This window comes from Desulfobacter hydrogenophilus, from assembly GCF_004319545.1.
Taxonomy (GTDB): Bacteria; Desulfobacterota; Desulfobacteria; order Desulfobacterales; family Desulfobacteraceae; genus Desulfobacter; species Desulfobacter hydrogenophilus.
The window spans coordinates 5053273-5072164 of the sequence record NZ_CP036313.1 but is presented as its reverse complement, the minus strand read 5'-3'; the positions used below and the strand labels follow the sequence as shown (position 1 = coordinate 5072164).

11 protein-coding genes, 1 tRNA gene, 3 rRNA genes and 1 pseudogene are annotated in these 18892 nt (G+C 46.0%); 13 read left to right on the top strand and 3 right to left on the bottom strand.

The features are described 5' to 3' along the window. Positions 1-605: 605 nt before the first annotated feature. From EYB58_RS22560 to EYB58_RS22555, 3 genes are read right to left on the bottom strand one after another with little or no spacing between them, the layout of a single operon-like run. Positions 606-1649 (bottom strand): IS91 family transposase, encoded by a 1044-nt coding sequence (locus tag EYB58_RS22560; protein WP_131072137.1) that lies wholly within the window; start codon positions 1647-1649, stop codon positions 606-608. A gap of 2 nt (positions 1650-1651) precedes the next feature. Further along, the gene (locus EYB58_RS24980; RefSeq protein WP_207309109.1) at positions 1652-1843 is read right to left on the bottom strand and encodes a tyrosine-type recombinase/integrase; all 192 of its coding nucleotides are present in this window, start codon (positions 1841-1843) and stop codon (positions 1652-1654) included. After that, positions 1801-2556, bottom strand: a complete 756-nt coding sequence (locus EYB58_RS22555) for a tyrosine-type recombinase/integrase (RefSeq protein ID WP_207309108.1) — start codon at positions 2554-2556, stop codon at positions 1801-1803. Before EYB58_RS22555 ends, EYB58_RS24980 begins: the two co-directional genes overlap by 43 nt. A 247-nt stretch (positions 2557-2803) precedes the next feature. Between EYB58_RS22555 and EYB58_RS22550 the strand changes: the two genes are divergently transcribed. The 13 genes and pseudogenes from EYB58_RS22550 (at position 2804) to EYB58_RS22490 (ending at position 18883) form a co-directional block, all read left to right on the top strand. Further along, the gene (locus tag EYB58_RS22550; protein ID WP_111960731.1) at positions 2804-3406 is read left to right on the top strand and encodes a sugar transferase; all 603 of its coding nucleotides are present in this window, start codon (positions 2804-2806) and stop codon (positions 3404-3406) included. Positions 3407-3417: 11 nt separating this feature from the next. Continuing rightward, on the top strand, positions 3418-4482 hold the full coding sequence (locus tag EYB58_RS22545) for a NeuD/PglB/VioB family sugar acetyltransferase (protein WP_111960729.1): 1065 nt from the start codon (positions 3418-3420) through the stop codon (positions 4480-4482). Between the two features lies 1 nt (position 4483). Then, complete coding sequence (locus EYB58_RS22540; RefSeq protein WP_163354672.1) at positions 4484-4750, top strand: ElyC/SanA/YdcF family protein; 267 nt, start codon at positions 4484-4486, stop codon at positions 4748-4750. Positions 4751-4928: 178 nt separating this feature from the next. Beyond that, positions 4929-6080 (top strand): DegT/DnrJ/EryC1/StrS family aminotransferase, encoded by a 1152-nt coding sequence (locus EYB58_RS22535; RefSeq protein WP_111960725.1) that lies wholly within the window; start codon positions 4929-4931, stop codon positions 6078-6080. 165 nt (positions 6081-6245) lie between these two features. Continuing rightward, positions 6246-6341: pseudogene (locus EYB58_RS25050) on the top strand (lipid carrier--UDP-N-acetylgalactosaminyltransferase); the annotation flags it as partial. Between the two features lie 155 nt (positions 6342-6496). Next, positions 6497-8383: a polysaccharide biosynthesis protein gene (locus tag EYB58_RS22525; protein ID WP_111960721.1), complete on the top strand. Its 1887-nt coding sequence runs from the start codon at positions 6497-6499 to the stop codon at positions 8381-8383. Positions 8384-8684: 301 nt separating this feature from the next. Next, a complete protein-coding gene (locus EYB58_RS22520; protein ID WP_111960719.1) occupies positions 8685-8963 on the top strand; it encodes a ComEA family DNA-binding protein in 279 nt (92 codons plus the stop codon). A 346-nt stretch (positions 8964-9309) separates the two neighbouring features. Further along, positions 9310-10869, top strand: a 16S ribosomal RNA gene (locus EYB58_RS22515). Between the two features lie 361 nt (positions 10870-11230). Further along, positions 11231-14210: ribosomal RNA gene (locus EYB58_RS22510) — 23S ribosomal RNA — on the top strand. A 260-nt stretch (positions 14211-14470) separates the two neighbouring features. Then, positions 14471-14587: ribosomal RNA gene (rrf, locus tag EYB58_RS22505) — 5S ribosomal RNA — on the top strand. The 16S, 23S and 5S rRNA genes sit together here with 1 tRNA gene alongside, the layout of an rRNA operon. A gap of 131 nt (positions 14588-14718) precedes the next feature. Further along, positions 14719-14803 (top strand) — tRNA-Leu (locus EYB58_RS22500). A gap of 317 nt (positions 14804-15120) precedes the next feature. After that, a complete protein-coding gene (gene murA / locus EYB58_RS22495) occupies positions 15121-16380 on the top strand; it encodes a UDP-N-acetylglucosamine 1-carboxyvinyltransferase (RefSeq protein WP_111955669.1) in 1260 nt (419 codons plus the stop codon). Between the two features lie 49 nt (positions 16381-16429). Further along, positions 16430-18883 (top strand): DNA internalization-related competence protein ComEC/Rec2, encoded by a 2454-nt coding sequence (locus EYB58_RS22490; protein WP_242637489.1) that lies wholly within the window; start codon positions 16430-16432, stop codon positions 18881-18883. Positions 18884-18892: the final 9 nt, after the last annotated feature.

Genomic DNA, 18892 nt, shown 5'->3' with positions numbered 1-18892 from the left:
CGTTGTTGTCCGCGCGTGTCGAGTGAGCTTGCGAACGGGCGTCTAATTGTTTTTAAAAAGAAAGGACAAAGGTTTTAGACGCCCGCTGCGCTCTTAACGACAGTGTTACGTTTTAAGGGTTACGTTTTAAGTTTTTTCTTCTTGCGCGGTCACGGGTTTGTGCTGTTTGCCGAGTCTCCTAAAACCTAAAACCTAAAACCTAAAACCATCCTCTTTTCGTTAACCTCTCGAAAAAGCAATATATTCTAAAGGAATAACCTCCAGCCTCCTCCCCATACTCTATCACGACACCCTACCATAATCTGATTATCGGTCTGATTATCGGGGTCAGACCCGCCTAACGAATAAGGATAGATCGTGTGAGGAACGAACCACGATCTTATCCGATTGTTGAACAAGCCCGGCCCAAATGAGCCGGGCTTGCCATATATATGAAAATATCTTTTTGGGGATTAAGGATCTAAAAGGAGTGTGATTTGCGGGCACCGGTGATAAGACGCACCTATAGCGTAGCCCTCTTCAGGGCTTTTTAAAAAAAACGGATTATTTCATAGTGTTGTTCTCCTCCAGTTAAATTGAGATTTGGTTTCTACCTTTTGTTTATTCTATCCTGCACCAGTAGGTTTTATTCCGAGGATTTTCATAGGCTTCCCGCAATGGGGGCATTTAAAAACAGGCCTTGGCCGACGCACTATTACCATAATCCGGACGTGGAGAATCATCTGTACCAGGAAGAGCAGTTTTTTGGCATTCCCGTGAAGAAAGCCGTAATCCCTTGCCCTACGAAATCCCCGGGGCAACACATGAAGCAGGATCAGGTGCAGAAAATCTTCACCTTTAAGAGTTCGACTGCACACCTCCTTGGTTTTGCCGTCAATATACCTGAAGGTAACCTGGCCGTCCTGGTTGGCAATGATATTGCGTTCGCTGATCACTCCCCGGTATAAATATATGGACAGGTACTTCAGGGCTGAGATGCCGGTTCCGACCCTGGCACAATCGACAACCCATTTGGGACGGGCACCTTTGGGAATCGTCAAATGTTCTTTGTTCAATCCGTCCAGAAAACGTGCCCGAAAAACCTTGGCCAGGGCTTTTTGGTTAAACAAATACTTGCCTTTTTTCTTTTTCCATTGCCGCCTGGATGGATCAACACCGCCACCTGGAACAACTACGTGGATATGCGGGTGGAAATCCAGCCTTCTGCTATGAGTGTGAAGAACCATGGTCATACCGATCTGAGCCCCAAGGTGCCGGGGGTTAAGCCCAAAGTCTTTCAATGTGCTGGATACACATGAAAACATCAGGGAATAAACTGCCCGTTGATTCCGGTATGCCACATCCCTGAACTGACAGGGCAAGGTAAAAGTCACCATGAAATATTGGACGGGAAGCTGTTTATTTTGCTGCCGGTCGATCCATTGGCTTGTCTCATGGTTCTGACAATGGGGACAATTACGGTTTCCGCAGGATAGTGGATGCTGTTGTGTATGATTGCAGTCTGGACAGACCGTATAAATCTGCCCGGCGTCTGGTGTGCGGCAACTAAGTATGGCGTTTAAGGCTTTAATCTGTTCCGGCAATACCGTATCCCCGTAACGAGTCAGAAATGCATCATAATATTCGTCAATGATATTAGAAAGTCGCATGATTACACCTTCCAGAAATCTACATGAATGGTGTTAATTAAATCATTGATGGTCGTCCTGCAGTCCTTTTCCGTGACATCAGTAAGGTGTGCGTAACGTGCAGTTGTTTCAGGGCGAGCATGGCCGAGAAGGGCCTGGATGTGACGAAGGCTTAAGCCATTTTCAAGAAGATGGGTGGCAAAACTGTGTCGCAAAGAGTGTATGGAGACTTTTTTTTAATGCCGCATTCGGCAACGACAACCTTCATGGCATTTTGAACACCACCCCGGTCCATATGGGATTTTGCCTTTTGGATGGTTTCCAGTGAGCCTTTGGCATTGGGGAAAAGAAGCTTGGGGTGCTGATGCCTTTTCCATAGTTCCCGCAGTCCGATCAAGGTGCGGTCCGGCAAGGGAATTAACCGGTCTTTATGGCCTTTTCCTCTCCGGATATGGACAAGCTTTCGTGCTGCATCAACATCTCTCACTTGCAGGGACAATGCCTCTCCCAAACGCAGGCCCATGGAATAAGTTGTCAGCAGGAAAACCCGGTAACGCAGTTTGCGTGTCGCACCGATCAGCTTTTCCACCTCACCAGGAGTCAAAATGTCCGGAATGGTTTTAACCTTAGGCGGCTTGACAATATTCAACCAATTCCATTCTTTTTTCAAAACATATTTCCAGAAATGCTGGAGTCCAAGGCGATCAATTTTGACTGTACTCCATGAATGTGAGTCAACCAGATCGGAAAAGTAATCTTCAAGTTGTTCGGGTTCGAGTTTGTCCGGGCAGCAGTCAAAGTAATCTCTTACCCGTCGGATGGCCCTGGAATAAGCATCAATGGTTTTTTGAGCCTTTCCCTGAAGTTTAAGGGTTTTTAAATGGCGCTCATAGAGTTCGTTAAAACGATTTACTTCGGATGTATTCATGGTATACTCCTTTAATTATAGATATTTGGGATCTTCCGTTTGATCCCACAATTAGGAGTATACATAACTTTGGGGTTTTCCGCCGCGCGAGCGGCTTCGTTCAACAAATTGACATAATACATAAAAATTGTTTGAATGAGTTATTTTTTGGCCTTAGAAGCCCCTTTTTGGGGGTAAAATGAGCAGTTAAAGCGTTAAATGTTGTGCTATCTTCTTACGCCATTTATTCTCTTATTATGGATTCACTATGCTGAAACGATTATTTGATTTCATTGCAACCGCAGCCGGACTGATTGTCATCAGTCCGGTTTTGTTGTTTCTTTTCCTTCTGGTGCGTCAGAAAATGGCGGCCCCGGTGTTTTTCAGACAGAAACGCCCCGGACTCCATGGTGCCCCCTTTTATATGTATAAATTTCGCACCATGACCAATGCGTGTGATGACAACAGCTGTCTGCTGCCCGATTGCGACCGGTTGACGTCCCTGGGCCGCTTCCTCCGGGCGACCTCCCTGGATGAGCTACCTGAGCTGTTCAATGTGCTCAAGGGGGATATGAGCCTTGTTGGGCCACGGCCCTTGCTGACGCAATACCTGGGCCGATACACGCCGGAGCAGGCCCGGCGGCACGAAGTCCGGCCAGGGGTCACGGGCTGGGCACAGATCAACGGTCGCAATGCCATTACCTGGGAAGAAAAGTTCAAGCTGGATGTATGGTATGTGGATCATCACACCTTGTGGCTGGATATCAAGATTATTTTAATGACTATTGTGAAGGTGCTGAAACGCGAGGATATTAATGCTGCCGGGGAGGCGACAATGGGGGAATTCAAAGGGAGTGCTCATGGTGCTTGAAGGGGTAAAACATGACTGATATGGGAATGAAACAGCTTCTGGTTTATGGTGCTGGCGGATTCGGTCGGGAAATCGTATGGCTTGCCCAGTGCTGCAAAGATTGTGAAGTGAAGGGATTTGTGGATGACGATCCCAAATGGCATGGCAGCCGGATGAATGATGTGCCGGTGATGTCTTTGGAAGATGCAGTAAAATCATTTCCTGATGCTTCAGTGGTTGTTGCCATTGGCTCTCCACAAACCCGGGAAAAAATTTGTGACAAATTGATCCGGGCAGGATTGAAATCAGACGACCTGATCCATCCGGATACACAAATGTCGATTTGGATCGAAAAGGGAGTGGGTACCGTTATTTGTGCTGGCTGTCTCCTGACCACCAACATCACAATTGGCAACCAGGTACAGATTAATTTAGACTGTACCATTGGCCATGATGTAGTTATGGGGGATTACACTACCCTGGCCCCGGGGGTTCATGTGTCAGGCTATGTCCATTTTGGAAAAAGAGTATATGTGGGAACTGGTGCGGTATTTGTTAACGGTACCAGGGAAAATCCCTTGATTGTTGGTGATGATGCGGTTGTTGGTGCTGGTGCATGTGTAACAAAATCAATAGGTTCTGGTAAATGGGGGGGGTGCCGGCAAAAGAGCTTGGCAAGTCAAGGCGATGACTTCCAAAACAATTGCAGGGATCGATTCAGCCAGTGGCAATTCCCGGAAATTGTGGATGGCCAGCCCACAAAATACAACTGGGTGGTTCAAAATACTGAGAATTTTATACTGGGGTATAGGACGGATATTGGGGCGTTTTCATATATCAATGCCAAATATGGTGTGAACATCGAGGATTATGTCCAAATTGGTTCTCACTGTTCCATCTATTCGGTGTCAACCATCGATGATAAATCCGGTCCGGTGATTCTCAGAAAAAACTGTAAAATCGGCACCCACAGTGTGATTATGCCGGGTGTGACAGTTGGTGAAGATGCGGTGGTGGGGGCATTCAGTTTTGTCAATCAGGATGTGGCTGCAGGTTCGGTTGTGGTGGGGATGCCTGCAAAGCCGATTGGCAGGTGATGTGATTATTTTCTCCAAAATCCTTCCTTTCTTTTCCATGCCACTGGCAATGACCACGGCATTAGTGTTGGCAGAGATTTTCTTACGGCGCCGATTTTTATGTCTGGCTGGCATCCTGGTCTTGCGGGTGACAGACTATGTGGTGAACACTGCAGCAGAAGCTGTGGCCGTTGTCCGGATGCTTCCGGCATCTGCAAGGGTGTTGCTGGTGACATCAGCTTATTACATGACCCGGGCAAAAATGTTGTTTGTGCAGGCTGGTTTATAAGGGGTGCCTTATCCAGTGGGTTTTCAGGTGTCTGCAGGGAATAATTTGACGGTAACGGATTTTCTGCCACAGGCGGAATGTATGAAGAAAACGGAAGCAGGACAGCGTGAGATGTACGGGTTTTTGTATTACCGCGTAATTGGGTTGTGACAATTTTAAAGACGGAAACAGTTATTCTATGAATAAACGTATATTTTTATCTCCGCCGCATATGGGCGCGCTTGAACAGCAGTTTGTCTGGGATGCTTTTAACAGCAATTATATTGCACCGGTGGGTCCCCAGGTAGATGCATTTGAAAAAGAGTTTTCCGAATACACCGGTATCCGGCACTGTGTGGCTCTGTCCAGCGGGACGGCGGCCATGCACCTGGCATTGAAGGAGCTGGGAGTGGGGCCGGGAGACGAGGTGATCGGGTCCACCCTGACCTTTGTGGGCAGCATCAGCCCGGCCGTGTTTCTGGGGGCGGACTTGGTGCTGGTGGATTGTGACCGTGTCTCATGGAACATGGACCCGGATCTGCTGGCCCGGGAGCTGGAACAGGCAAAGGAGAGGGGCCAGCTGCCCAAGGCTGTGGTGCCCACGGATCTGTATGGGCAGTGTGCGGACTATGACCGGATTTTTGCGGTATGCGAAAGGTTTGGCGTGCCCGTGGTGGTGGATGCGGCCGAAGCCATGGGGGCCAGGTATGGGCGCAGACCAGGGTTGCATGCCGGCAAAGGGGCCAAGGCGGCCGTGTTTTCCTTTAACGGCAACAAGATCATGACCACCTCGGGCGGGGGCATGCTGGCTTCCGACGACAAGGCATTGATCGACCGGGCCAGGTTTTTGTCCCAGCAGGCAAGGGAGCCGGTCCCCCATTATGAGCATACTGAGATCGGGTTCAACTACCGCATGAGCAATGTGCTGGCCGGGATCGGACGGGGGCAGCTGGCTGTGCTGGATGACCGGGTGCAACGGCGGCGGGAGATTTTTGAGTATTATCGCCAGGCCCTCGAGGATGTGTCGGGCATCGAATTCATGCCCGAAGCAGACTATGGCACATCCAATCGTTGGCTCACCGTGATTCTCATCACCCCGGAATTATTCAGCGCAGACAGAGAAGCCGTGCGCCTGGCTCTGGAAGCGGAAAATATTGAATCCCGGCCGGTGTGGAAGCCCATGCACCTGCAGCCGGTGTTTCAGAACACCCATCCCTGCCGGGTGGTCGGGGGGGAGGTCAGCGAAGACCTGTTCACCCGAGGCCTGTGTCTGCCTTCAGGCACGGCCATGACCACCCAAGACTTAGACCGTGTCATCCATACCATATTGGGGGCAGGTTTTTCGTCTTGACCTATAAGATAGAATCTATAGACTGGAAAAGACTGGAACAGAAATTATCAAAATATACGAATTTAGTGATTATCATTCTTATTGATGCTGTATTGATTTCGTACTATTAAACTTGATACTGCCTCAGTGGCCAGCCATTTGGTTCCATCTTCATCTGTTACAAAATTGGATGAGTTGCCACAATTGTGGAATGTTTTCAAAGGGGAAATGCGGAACGTTTTAGACGTGCGGCCTGGAATTACCGGTTTGGCTCAGGTGAATGAGATTGACATGTCGACGCTCGAGCTTCTTGCTGAAACTGATGCAAAGATGATTTGTCAAATGTCCGAAAAAAAATATTTTATGTTTATTCTACAGACAATAACTGGTAAGGGGTCTGGAGATAGGGTAATTAATTAGATTAATAGGATTAGTTAGTGAAACTCAGGATATCAAAAAATTTATTCATCGTTCTATTGCTTGATATTATTTTATTGTGTGCATCCTTTTATTTGGCGCATTTAATTCGGTTCGATTTTATTAAAGAGCAATGGGTTGATACTAGTTTTCTACGCCTGCTTCCTTATGTTTTGGGATGTAAAATTTTATTTTTTTATTTGTTTGATTTATATAAAGGCATGTGGCGGTATACGAGTCTTAGCGATTTAATCAATATTATAAAGGCTTCAATTTTTTCAACTTTTATCATAATTGCCTTTGTTCTATATTTGACCAGATTCGAACATATTTCCAGGTCGGTATTTGTTATAGACTGGTGTCTAACGGTAATGTTTATTGCCGGCCTGCGCCTATTCGTGCGTTTATGTTTTGAAGCATTTACGGAAAAGATTACGCTTCAAGATGTGAAGTTTGCCCTTTTCAAGATATTCCGCAAGAATGCCGGGAGTGGTAGAGGGGCGTTGATCATCGGGGCCGGGGATTATGGGCAAAAAGTATGCAGGGAGTTCAATGAAAATCCTTCTGTAAAATCCCGTGTTTTGGGGTTTTTAGATGATGACCGTTCAAAAATTGGTAGGAAGATTCATGGAGTGCCGGTTTTGAATGTGATTGAAAGGGTGGAGCATACCATAAAATCAACCGGGGCCGAAGATGTTATTATTGCGATTCCAAGTTTGAGTGCGGACCGGATGAGGCACATTGTGGAATTGTGTAAAAAAGCCGGTGTGAATTTTAAGACCATTCCAAATCTGGGGGAGTTGATCAACGGGAAAATTGATGTCACTTCGATTCGAAAGGTTGAATACAGGGATCTTTTGGGACGGGAGCCGGTGAAACTGGACCAGGATCAGATCGGGAAATATATTGGTGGTAATCGGGTGCTTGTTACCGGAGCAGGCGGGTCCATAGGAAGCGAATTATGCCGGCAGATTTGTAGGTACTCACCCGAAAAGATCATTCTTTTTGAAAGGGCGGAAAGTGCGCTTTATGAGATTGACCTTGAGTTGAAGAAAAATTTTCAGGATGTAGAGGTGGTCCCTGTGCTGGGTGATATTCAGAATCGAAAAGAACTTCACAAAGTGTTTCATCTGGTTCGGCCGGATATTGTTTTCCATGCGGCCGCGTATAAACATGTGCCTATGCTGGAGGGGCATCCGTGGAAGGCTGTGGAAAATAATGTTTTCGGTACTAAAAATTTGATCGAAGTCACCCGGGCATTTAAATGCGATAAGTTTGTTTTTGTATCCACGGACAAGGCGGTGAACCCGACAAGTGTCATGGGAACAAGCAAACGGATTTCCGAGCTGCTGGTTCAGGAGAACAGCTGTGCTGCAGATTGCGAAACCGCTTTTATGACCGTAAGGTTCGGGAATGTAATTGGGAGTGTGGGCAGTGTTATTCCCCTGTTTAAAAAACAGATTGAGGATGGGGGACCGGTTACCGTAACCCATCCTGACATAATTCGATACTTTATGCTGATACCGGAGGCGTGCCAGCTTATTCTCCAGGCGGGTGCAATGGGGAAAGGCGGGGAAATTTTTATTCTTGAAATGGGTAAGCCTGTGAAAATTGATAATATGGCAAGGGATTTGATCCGTTTTTCAGGGTTTGAACCGGATGTGGATATCAAAATTGAGTATACCGGATTGCGGCCCGGGGAGAAGCTCTATGAAGAGTTGATGACGGATCTGGAGAACGTTGTTTCCACCGATCATAAGAAGATTATGGTGCTGAATACAAACTGCGTAAACATGGGGGTCTTGAACGGGAAGCTTGACCAGCTGAAGGCGATGGCAGAGGCCAGAGATGGGCAGGCTATTAGAAATCTCATGATGGAAATGATACCGGAATATAGACCCAATTAGAGACCTCTATGGAACTGTTAAATATCACTTCAACCATGACTCAAAAAAATGAATTTGTCGGTCTATTTCATCACGCTCTAACAAAGTTCCACAATCTGTTTGTTGCTGTTTTAACTATCACAAAGACAAAAAAGTTATTGATATTTTTTTAAATTTTTATTATGGTATACTATTATTTTGTTGCTGAATTGATCAAGCTATTTTTTGATTTGCTCAACGTCCCTCTTCCTTTTTTCAAATGTGTCCAGCGTTTGCAATCTAAATATGCAGACTTTTAATATCAATATATTATGGAGGATGTATGGAAACAAAATTAAAGAGAAATCTTTGTATTCTGATTTGTGTGATGGTGACTCTCTGTGCGCTGCCGGCAATGGCTGACGCAAAGAAGGTGAACATTAATACCGCGCCTAAAAAACAGTTGATAACATTGAAATATGTTGGCGATGCCCTTGCTGACAGAATAATTGAATTTCGTAACAGTACGCCCTTTATAAATATAGAAGATATTATGAAGGTAAAGGGTGTTGGACCTAAAGCCTTTGAAGCAAATAAAGATCAAATCAGCGTCAAGGATTAAGTGAAGTAACCTACGAAGCATTCTAAGCACAATCCTTTGTTTGCGGAGCATTGATTTGTAGGCTTTTTGATTACCCCGCCGGTTTTCATGCTGAAGGGGTAATCCCAACGTTGCAGAAGTTTTGATGATGATGCAGTTCAGGCTTGTGTTTTTTTAGAGTTAAAATAAAAAAAACATTTGACAAAGATTTTTTTATTGTATATTCTTGTCAAGTTCTTTTGATGTCTTGAAAAGAATTTTGATCTTTGAAAATTGGTCAGTGAAGAAGAAAAGAGCGGGTCAATGACAATACGCTTTAGCTTAACAGCTTTGAGTGTAGACCTTAAAAAGTTTTAGTAAAGGATTATAACTGGAGAGTTTGATCCTGGCTCAGAATGAACGCTGGCGGCGTGCTTAACACATGCAAGTCGAACGAGAAAAGGATTGCTTGCAATCCTGAGTAGAGTGGCGCACGGGTGAGTAACACGTAGATAATCTGCCTTCAAACCTGGAATAACTATTCGAAAGGGTAGCTAATACCGGATAAAGTCGATTTACACAAGTGGATTGATGAAAGATTGCCTCTTCTTGAAAGCAATTGTTTGGGGATGAGTCTGCGGACCATTAGCTTGTTGGTGGGGTAAAGGCCTACCAAGGCAGCGATGGTTAGCTGGTCTGAGAGGATGATCAGCCACACTGGAACTGGAACACGGTCCAGACTCCTACGGGAGGCAGCAGTGAGGAATTTTGCGCAATGGGGGCAACCCTGACGCAGCAACGCCGCGTGAGTGAAGAAGGCCTTTGGGTCGTAAAGCTCTGTCAACTGGGAAGAAATTAGCTTCTATTAATAGTAGTTGCTATTGACGGTACCAGTGGAGGAAGCGCCGGCTAACTCCGTGCCAGCAGCCGCGGTAACACGGGGGGCGCAAGCGTTATTCGGAATTATTGGGCGTAAAGGGCGCGCAGGCGGTCTTGTCCGTCAGGTGTGAAAGCTCGGGGCTCAACCCCGGAAGTGCACTTGAAACAGCAAGACTTGAATACGGGAGAGGAGAGAGGAATTCCTGGTGTAGAGGTGAAATTCGTAGATATCAGGAGGAACACCGATGGCGAAGGCATCTCTCTGGACCGATATTGACGCTGAGGCGCGAAGGCGTGGGTAGCGAACGGGATTAGATACCCCGGTAGTCCACGCAGTAAACGTTGTACACTCGGTGTGGCGGATATTAAAATCTGCTGTGCCTAAGCTAACGCATTAAGTGTACCGCCTGGGAAGTACGGTCGCAAGACTAAAACTCAAAGGAATTGACGGGGGCCCGCACAAGCGGTGGAGCATGTGGTTTAATTCGACGCAACGCGAAGAACCTTACCTGGGTTTGACATCCTGTGAATATTGTGTAATTGCAATAGTGCCTTCGGGAGCACAGAGACAGGTGCTGCATGGCTGTCGTCAGCTCGTGTCGTGAGATGTTTGGTTAAGTCCAGCAACGAGCGCAACCCTTATCGTCAGTTGCCAGCACATAATGGTGGGAACTCTGGCGAGACTGCCCCGGTCAACGGGGAGGAAGGTGGGGATGACGTCAAGTCCTCATGGCCCTTATACCCAGGGCTACACACGTGCTACAATGGTAGGTACAAAGGGCAGCGACTCTGCAAAGGGAAGCGAATCCCAAAAGCCTATCTCAGTCCGGATTGGGGTCTGCAACTCGACCCCATGAAGTTGGAATCGCTAGTAATCGCGGATCAGCATGCCGCGGTGAATATGTTCCCGGGCCTTGTACACACCGCCCGTCACACCATGGAAGTTGATTATACCCGACGTCGCTGGGCTAACTATTTATAGGGGCAGGCGCCTAAGGTATGGTCGATAACTGGGGTGAAGTCGTAACAAGGTAGCCGTTGAGGAATCAGCGGCTGGATCACCTCCTTTCAAAGGAAAGAAATACATAAAGCTTTTTTTGGATTCACTGACCAATTTTGAGAGATCAACCCGGTGAAATTAAGTAACCGCACTCTCTTTGTTCTTTGACAATTTGTTGTAGTAAATATCAATAGCGTTGTTGATCAGGTATCATAGGATACCCCAATCAACTAAATATAAAATGGTGTGAAAGACGAAAATCAATCACTCCATGCTATGTTGAAGAAAATTTTGCTGAAATTCAAGGCGCGATCGGCAATTTTAAATAAAGCGTAGTAGACTACGCTGTTTTAAAATTGACGTGAAGCAACGAAGAAGTTCACAAAATTTTCAAAAACATCAAAGCGTTTAAACTTATTTGTGGAATAGTGGCTAAGCTACTAAGAGCAAACGGCGGATGCCTTGGTGTCAAGTGAAGAAGAAAGACGTGGTAAGCTGCGATAAGCCTCGGTTAGGAGCCTAACTTCCTTTGATCCGGGGATTTCTGAATGGGGCAACCCGACACGGTTAATACCGTGTCATCCTTAACTGAATACATAGGTTAAGGAGGCTAACGGGGAGAACTGAAACATCTTAGTACCCCCAGGAGTAGAAAGTAATAACGATTCCCTAAGTAGCGGCGAGCGAACGGGGACCAGCCCAAACCGTTAACGTGTCAAGCCCGAAAGCGTTGCGTTAACGGGGTCGCGGGATACAGATCGGATCTGTTTCGGCAGGATCCAATAAGTTACAAAAGAAATTATTAGCTGAATAAGCTGGAAAGCTTAACCATAGCAGGTGATAGTCCTGTAAGCGAAAATAATCTCTCTTATTTTTGTATTCCCAAGTACTGCGGAACACGAGAAATTCTGTGGGAATTTGTGTGGACCATCACATAAGGCTAAATACGACTTGACAACCGATAGCGTACCAGTACCGTGAGGGAAAGGTGAAAAGTACCCCTGTTAGGGGAGTGAAATAGTACCTGAAACCGTTTGCTTACAAGCTGTGGGAGCACTTTCGAGTGTGACCGCGTGCCTTTTGCATAATGAGTCAGCGAGTTACTTAATGTGGCAAGGTTAAGCCGATAGGTGTAGCCGTAGCGAAAGCGAGTCTGAACAGGGCGCAAGTTGCATTGAGTAGACCCGAAACCAGGTGATCTATCCATGTCCAGGGTGAAGCGGGAGTAAAATCTCGTGGAGGCCCGAACCGTCACAGGTTAAAAACTGTTCGGATGAGGTGTGGATAGGGGTGAAAGGCCAAACAAACCTGGAGATAGCTGGTTCTCTCCGAAATATATTTAGGTATAGCCTCGTATGTTTCTTTTTGGAGGTAGAGCACTGAATGGGCTAGGGGTCTCACCAGATTACCAAACCTAATCAAACTTCGAATACCAAAAAGTCAGAATACGGGAGTCAGCCCGCGGGAGCTAAGTTCCGCGGACGAGAGGGAAACAACCCAGACCGCCAGCTAAGGTCCCCAAATCTATGCTAAGTGGAGAAGGATGTGGGAATGCCCAGACAACCAGGAGGTTGGCTTAGAAGCAGCCATCCTTTAAAGAAAGCGTAATAGCTCACTGGTCGAGTGGATCTGCGCCGAAAATGTATCGGGGCTAAAGCATAGTACCGAAGCTGCGGAATGAAATTTATTTCATTGGTAGGAGAGCGTTGTGTCGTCGCAGAATCGCAACCGCGAGGTTGTGTGGAGATTACACAAGTGCCCATGCTGACATGAGTAGCGATAAAGCGGGTGAGAGGCCCGCTCGCCGAAAACCCAAGGTTTCCTGAGTAAAGCTAATCTTCTCAGGGTTAGTCGATCCCTAAGGCGAGGCCGAAAGGCGTAGTCGATGGAAAACAGATTAATATTTCTGTACCACCTTGTTATCGTTTGAGAAATGGGGGGACGCAGGAGGGCAAGTCATCCGTCTGTTGGAATAGGCGGTTCAAGCTTGTAGGCTGGAATTTCAGGCAAATCCGGAATTCTAAGGCCGAGAAGCGATGTCGAGGGATTTATCCCATAAAGTGACTGCACCCATGCTGCCAAGAAAAGCCTCTATCGAGATAACAGGTGATCGTACCGTAAACCGACACAGGTAGGTGGGGAGAGTATCCCAAGGCGCTTGAGAGAACCCTGGTTAAGGAACTCGGCAAAATGATACCGTAACTTCGGGAGAAGGTATGCCCCTGATTGTTAGTATTATACTTTACAAAGCAATTGGGGGCCGCAGAGAATTGGTGGTAGCGACTGTTTACTAAAAACATAGGACTCTGCAAAGTCGCAAGACGAGGTATAGGGTCTGACGCCTGCCCGGTGCCGGAAGGTTAAGGGGATTTGTTAGCATTTATGCGAAGCACTGAACTGAAGCCCCGGTAAACGGCGGCCGTAACTATAACGGTCCTAAGGTAGCGAAATTCCTTGTCGGGTAAGTTCCGACCTGCACGAATGGCGTAACGACTTCCACACTGTCTCAACCAGGGACTCAGCGAAATTGCAGTGGCGGTGAAGATACCGTCTACCCGCGAAAAGACGGAAAGACCCCGGCACCTTTACTACAGCTTGACATTGGATTTTGGGATATGATGTGCAGGATAGGTGGGAGACTTTGAAGCATGCGCGCCAGTGTGTGTGGAGTTACCCTTGAAATACCACCCTTCATGTTTCAGTGTTCTAACCACGTTCCGTAACCCGGAACTGGGACAGTGTCTGGTGGGTAGTTTGACTGGGGCGGTCGCCTCCCAAAGAGTAACGGAGGCGCGCGAAGGTTCCCTCAGGCTGATTGGAAACCAGCCGTAGAGTGCAAGGGCATAAGGGAGCTTGACTGCGAGAGAGACATCTCGAGCAGGTACGAAAGTAGGTCTTAGTGATCCGGCGGTTCTGAATGGAAGGGCCGTCGCTCAACGGATAAAAGGTACGCCGGGGATAACAGGCTTATCGCCCCCAAGAGTTCACATCGACGGGGCGGTTTGGCACCTCGATGTCGGCTCATCACATCCTGGGGCTGGAGCAGGTCCCAAGGGTTTGGCTGTTCGCCAATTAAAGTGGTACGTGAGCTGGGTTTAAAACGTCGTGAGACAGTTTGGTCCCTATCTTTCGTGGGCGCAGGATATTTGAGGAGATCTGATCCTAGTACGAGAGGACCGGATTGGACCAACCAATGGTGTTCCAGTTGTCGCGCCAGCGGCATTGCTGGGTAGCTAAGTTGGGTATGGATAACCGCTGAAAGCATCTAAGCGGGAAGCCAACTTCAAGATTAGATATCCCATACGTAAGTACTGAAGACCCCTTGAAGACTACAAGGTTGATAGGCTGGGTGTGTAAGCATGGCAACATGTTGAGCTTACCAGTACTAATAGGTCGTGAGGCTTAGCCACTTTTTTCCACGAATAAATTTAGATTCTTTGATGTTAAAGCATATTTTGCGAAATTTTTTGTTGCGGCACAAAAGTTTTAAAACGCAGTAGTTGACTACAGCTTATTTAAAACTTTTGTTTGCGCCTTGAATTTCATTAAAATTTCATCCGACTACGGCATAGCAATATTAGATATTGATTTACTACAGCAGATTACATATTTGGACCCCCGGGACATGACGAGAATAAAACTTTCTGAAGTTCCAGGTCCGACCAGTGTAACCGGTGGCGATGGCGAAGAGGCCACACCCGTACCCATCTCGAACACGGAAGTTAAGCTCTTTAGCGTCGATGGTACTGCATGGGAGACTGTGTGGGAGAGTAGAACGCCGCCGGTTCTTTTTTAAAAGGCCCTGATTATCATAAAGATTATCAGGGCCTTTTTAATTTAGCTTGTATCTTTTTATATTTTAGACTTGACATTTTGTCTGAAATTCAAGTATAAAAGTTGATTAAAATTTTTTGCTTTGCCGAAGTGGTGGAACTGGTAGACACGCTAGACTTAGGATCTAGTGCCGCGAGGCGTGGAGGTTCAAGTCCTCTCTTCGGTACCATTTTATAGAGGCGGGGTTTCAAGGGAGTTTTTACTCAAATGAAACCCCGTTTTTTTTTTGTGAAAATGCAAAGAAGAAATTTTGTCGTCCTCTATTTTTAATCTAAAGTTTCCTGTAAGAGTATCAAAAAAGTTTTTACATAAATTCCTAAAGTTTGGGGAAAATAAAACAGTTTACGGCAAAACATATTTTAAAATTAAAGATTATATGCTAAAAGACGCCAATATTTATAAATATTTAAGATGGTAATATGGGGTATTGTCAGCACTTTTAATCAACGATTAATCCTACTTTTAAGTCAGGAATGAAATTATTTAATGGATAAAATACAAATTAACGGGGGCCGACAGTTAAAAGGGGAGGTTTTTATCAGCGGAGCCAAAAATGCTGCGCTGCCATTAATTGCATCAAGTATCCTTGTGGATGGGGTCTCCACCTTTGAAAATGTACCCCGCCTAATGGACATTTCTTCAATATTTATGCTTCTTGAAGATCTTGGGGCATCCTGTGACTTTGAAGGTCACACATTTATTGTTGATGGATCCGGGATCAATAAGATAGAAGCCGAGTATGAATTGGTTCGAAAGATGCGGGCTTCTATTCTAGTATTAGGTCCACTTGTGGCAAGGTTTGGTCGGGCCAAGGTTTCCATGCCAGGAGGGTGCGCCATTGGTGCTCGTCCTGTTAATATGCATCTTTCAGGTCTTGAAGCGCTGGGTGCTACCATTTCAATTGCCGGCGGATACATTGAAGCAACGGCTGAAGGTGGGTTGACCGGAAATGAGGTCTATTTTGACATCCCCACGGTGACCGGTACGGAAAACCTTATGATGGCAGCCGTTTTAGCCAAGGGTCAAACCAAGCTGAGGAATGCAGCAAGGGAGCCTGAAATTATATGTCTGGCTGACGCATTAAATAAGATGGGGGCAAACATCCGTGGTGCCGGTACAACCATTATCACCATTGACGGGGTGAGTCGCCTTCATGGTGCAACTTGCCGTGTGATACCGGACCGGATTGAAACCGGAACTTTTCTGGCGGCTGCCGCAGCGACCATGGGAGATGTGGTGATTCGAGACTGCGTGCCGGATCATTTAGGCGGTGTTATCAGTAAACTTAAGGCCACAGGGGCGATCGTTGATACCTTTGAGGACAGGATACATATCAAAGGCAGCAAAGTTATCAAAAATATTGACTTAAAAACCCTGCCGTACCCTGGGTTCCCCACTGATATGCAGGCCCAGTTTATGGCATTGATGACTATTGCCCAGGGCAACAGCATGATTCATGAATCCATCTTTGAGAATCGGTTTATCCACGCCAATGAATTGCTGCGCATGGGTGCTGATATCAAAATTTCCGGCGGGAATATCGCCAACGTCCGGGGGGTGTCTCATCTTCAGGGCGCACCTGTTATGGCATCGGACCTTCGTGCCAGTGCTTCCCTTGTGATTGCAGGCTTAATTGCAAAAGGAACCACTGTTATCAGCCGTGTTTATCATATGGACCGGGGTTATGAAACCATTGAAAAGAAATTTGAAGGTCTGGGAGCGGATATAAAAAGACTCTCATCCTGACATAATTTATGAATAGTGTCCAAACACTATCTAAGGAGAATAGGTGAACATGAGGCAGAAGCTAACACTTGCGCCAATGTTCTTTGTCCTCCTGGCCTGTGTAACCGGTGCCATTGCAGGTAGCTGGACACCGGTTTCGCTCTGGATCTTTTTTATTGCGGCGTGTCTACCTGCCGCAATTGTTTTTATTTTATACAAACCGGATAAATTTATTTTCATAGCATGCCTAGCTGCCTTTGGTTTGATAATGTTTCGCATGGCAGGCATCTGCGCGCCCGATTATTCTGATCATCATGTCGTCAGGTTTTGCAATGGTAAACCCCACCGGATTTCAGGTATAATTAATTCTTTTCCTAAAAAATATCAAAATAAAACAAGATACACTGTAAATTGTACTCGTATCAACGCCGACACAGGTGTTGGGGAATTAATTTTAACCGTGTATCATGATTTTTCAAAACAAGCTGTACATCCTTTGCTTTTTGGCGAACACATTATTGTTACATCAAAAATTAGAGCCATACGAAATTTTTCCAACCCCGGGGGATATGATTATAAATTCAGGATGCGTCTTAAAGGCATAACCGGCAGCGTTTACGCAAATTCTCGCACCATTGTGCAAACAGGCCGGGTTGACACCAGCTCTTTTGCCTGTGTTATGCGATTTTTGCAAAGGATCCGAGATCGTTTTTCAAACAATGTTGCCAACGCCGCCAAAAGTAAAGATGAACGTCAGCCTGATTTTTTTCTCAACCAGGCCAGAGCTGTGCTCACCGCTCTGGTTACCGGACAAAAAGAGATGATTCATGAAAAGACCCGTGATAATTTTTCCAAAGCAGGTCTTTCACACATTTTAGCTGTTTCAGGGTTGCATATGTCCCTTGTGGGATTCGGTTTTTTTTCTATTTTTATCTGCATATTAAACCGGCAACCGTCTTATGTCATAACAGGCCGTGCAAAAAAAACAGCAGGTTTGCTCACGCTTTTACCTTTGACTGCCTATGCCTTTTTTGTCGGGTTCTCACCATCCACCCAAAGGGCGTTGATCATGGCAGCAGTCTTTTTAACGTCTTTTCTCATGGAAAAGGAGAAAGATCCTTTAAATACCCTTTACTTTGCGGCAAGTCTAATTCTTCTTATTGATCCCGGTGCCTTGTTTTCCATCTCTTTTCAACTCTCGTTTGCCTGTGTCTTTTTTATTATCACAGGCTTTATTTTTTTGGGACGAACCTTGAGCTTGCCTGAAAATAAATGGATCAAAAGAATCGGTTTAACGATTTTGACAACAGTCTTTGCAGGGATTGGCGCAGCCCCTGTAACAGCATTTTATTTTAATATGTTTCCCATGGCCCAGGTAGGGACCAATTTTGTCATGATTCCTATCATTGGATTTTTGTGTCTTCCTTTGGGCTTGGCAGGACTTGTGTCTATGGATTTTTGGCCTGGCCTTGCCCACCTTCTTTTAACGTTAGATATCCACATTCTTTCATATTGCCTTCAGGTCATTCATTGGATTGCAGGGTTTGACTGGACCTGGGCCAGGGTCGTCACGCCCCGGCCAATTGAAATTGTCATCTATTACGCATTGATACTTTGTTTTGGATTTGCAATTATGGAAAAGAACAAGAGGGCAATATACCTGACTTTTCTTCTGATTGTGGCCGGTATCATATCCACAGGCCAGGGGATGTTAAAAAGATTTTATCCGGGGAAACTTGTGGTGCACACCCTGGATGTAGGGCAGGGCAATGCAGCCGTTATCATTGCACCTGACGGAAAAACCCTGCTTATTGATGCGGGCGGATTTGGCGGTCGTTCCAGTTTTGACACCGGCCGGTATATTGTGGGGCCCTTTTTGTGGAAAAATTGGATTCTGGAACTTGATGCTGTAATTCTGACACATCCGGACAGTGATCACATGAATGGCCTGTGTTTTATTTTTGAAAATTTCAGAGTCAGACAATGGATAAAAAATCATGATATTTCCTCATCTGTTGTTTTTAAAAATTTGATGTATACCGCTGAAAAAAAAGGTATTAAAAGCAATATTATAGGCTCTGCTCCCTGCCGGTTTTCATGGGATCAGGTCAATATAAGTATTCTTGGTGGGAAACCTCAACATTTAGCTGATAACCGTAATAACAACAGTCTTGTCACTCGGCTCGATTTTTTATCCTTTTCCATCCTCTTTCCTGGCGATATCGAAGAAAAAAGGGAGAGAGAGCTTGTGCATACAAATAATTTTAGCCTTAAATCAAATATCCTGATGGCACCTCACCATGGCAGCTGTTCCAGTTCAAGTGAACTTTTCCTTGATAAAGTAAGCCCGTCAGGCGTAATAATATCATGCGGTTATATGAACAGACATAATTTCCCCTGCCGGACGGTTTTACAGCGGTATCGGCGAAACAGGATGTCTGTTTTTCGAACGGATTTGATGGGTGCTGTTACATTGCAGTCTGACGGTGTTGGTTATTCCGTTGAGGCCCATAGGAAAAATTAACCCATAGGA

Coding starts and splice junctions, on each gene's coding strand:
- EYB58_RS22560 (WP_131072137.1), bottom strand. CDS start 1,649: ATGCGACTTTCTAATATCATTGACGAATATTATGATGCATTTCTGACT.
- EYB58_RS22555 (WP_207309108.1), bottom strand. CDS start 2,556: ATGAATACATCCGAAGTAAATCGTTTTAACGAACTCTATGAGCGCCAT.
- EYB58_RS22550 (WP_111960731.1), top strand. CDS start 2,804: ATGCTGAAACGATTATTTGATTTCATTGCAACCGCAGCCGGACTGATT.
- EYB58_RS22545 (WP_111960729.1), top strand. CDS start 3,418: ATGACTGATATGGGAATGAAACAGCTTCTGGTTTATGGTGCTGGCGGA.
- EYB58_RS22535 (WP_111960725.1), top strand. CDS start 4,929: ATGAATAAACGTATATTTTTATCTCCGCCGCATATGGGCGCGCTTGAA.
- EYB58_RS22520 (WP_111960719.1), top strand. CDS start 8,685: ATGGAAACAAAATTAAAGAGAAATCTTTGTATTCTGATTTGTGTGATG.
- murA (WP_111955669.1), top strand. CDS start 15,121: ATGGATAAAATACAAATTAACGGGGGCCGACAGTTAAAAGGGGAGGTT.
- EYB58_RS22490 (WP_242637489.1), top strand. CDS start 16,430: ATGAGGCAGAAGCTAACACTTGCGCCAATGTTCTTTGTCCTCCTGGCC.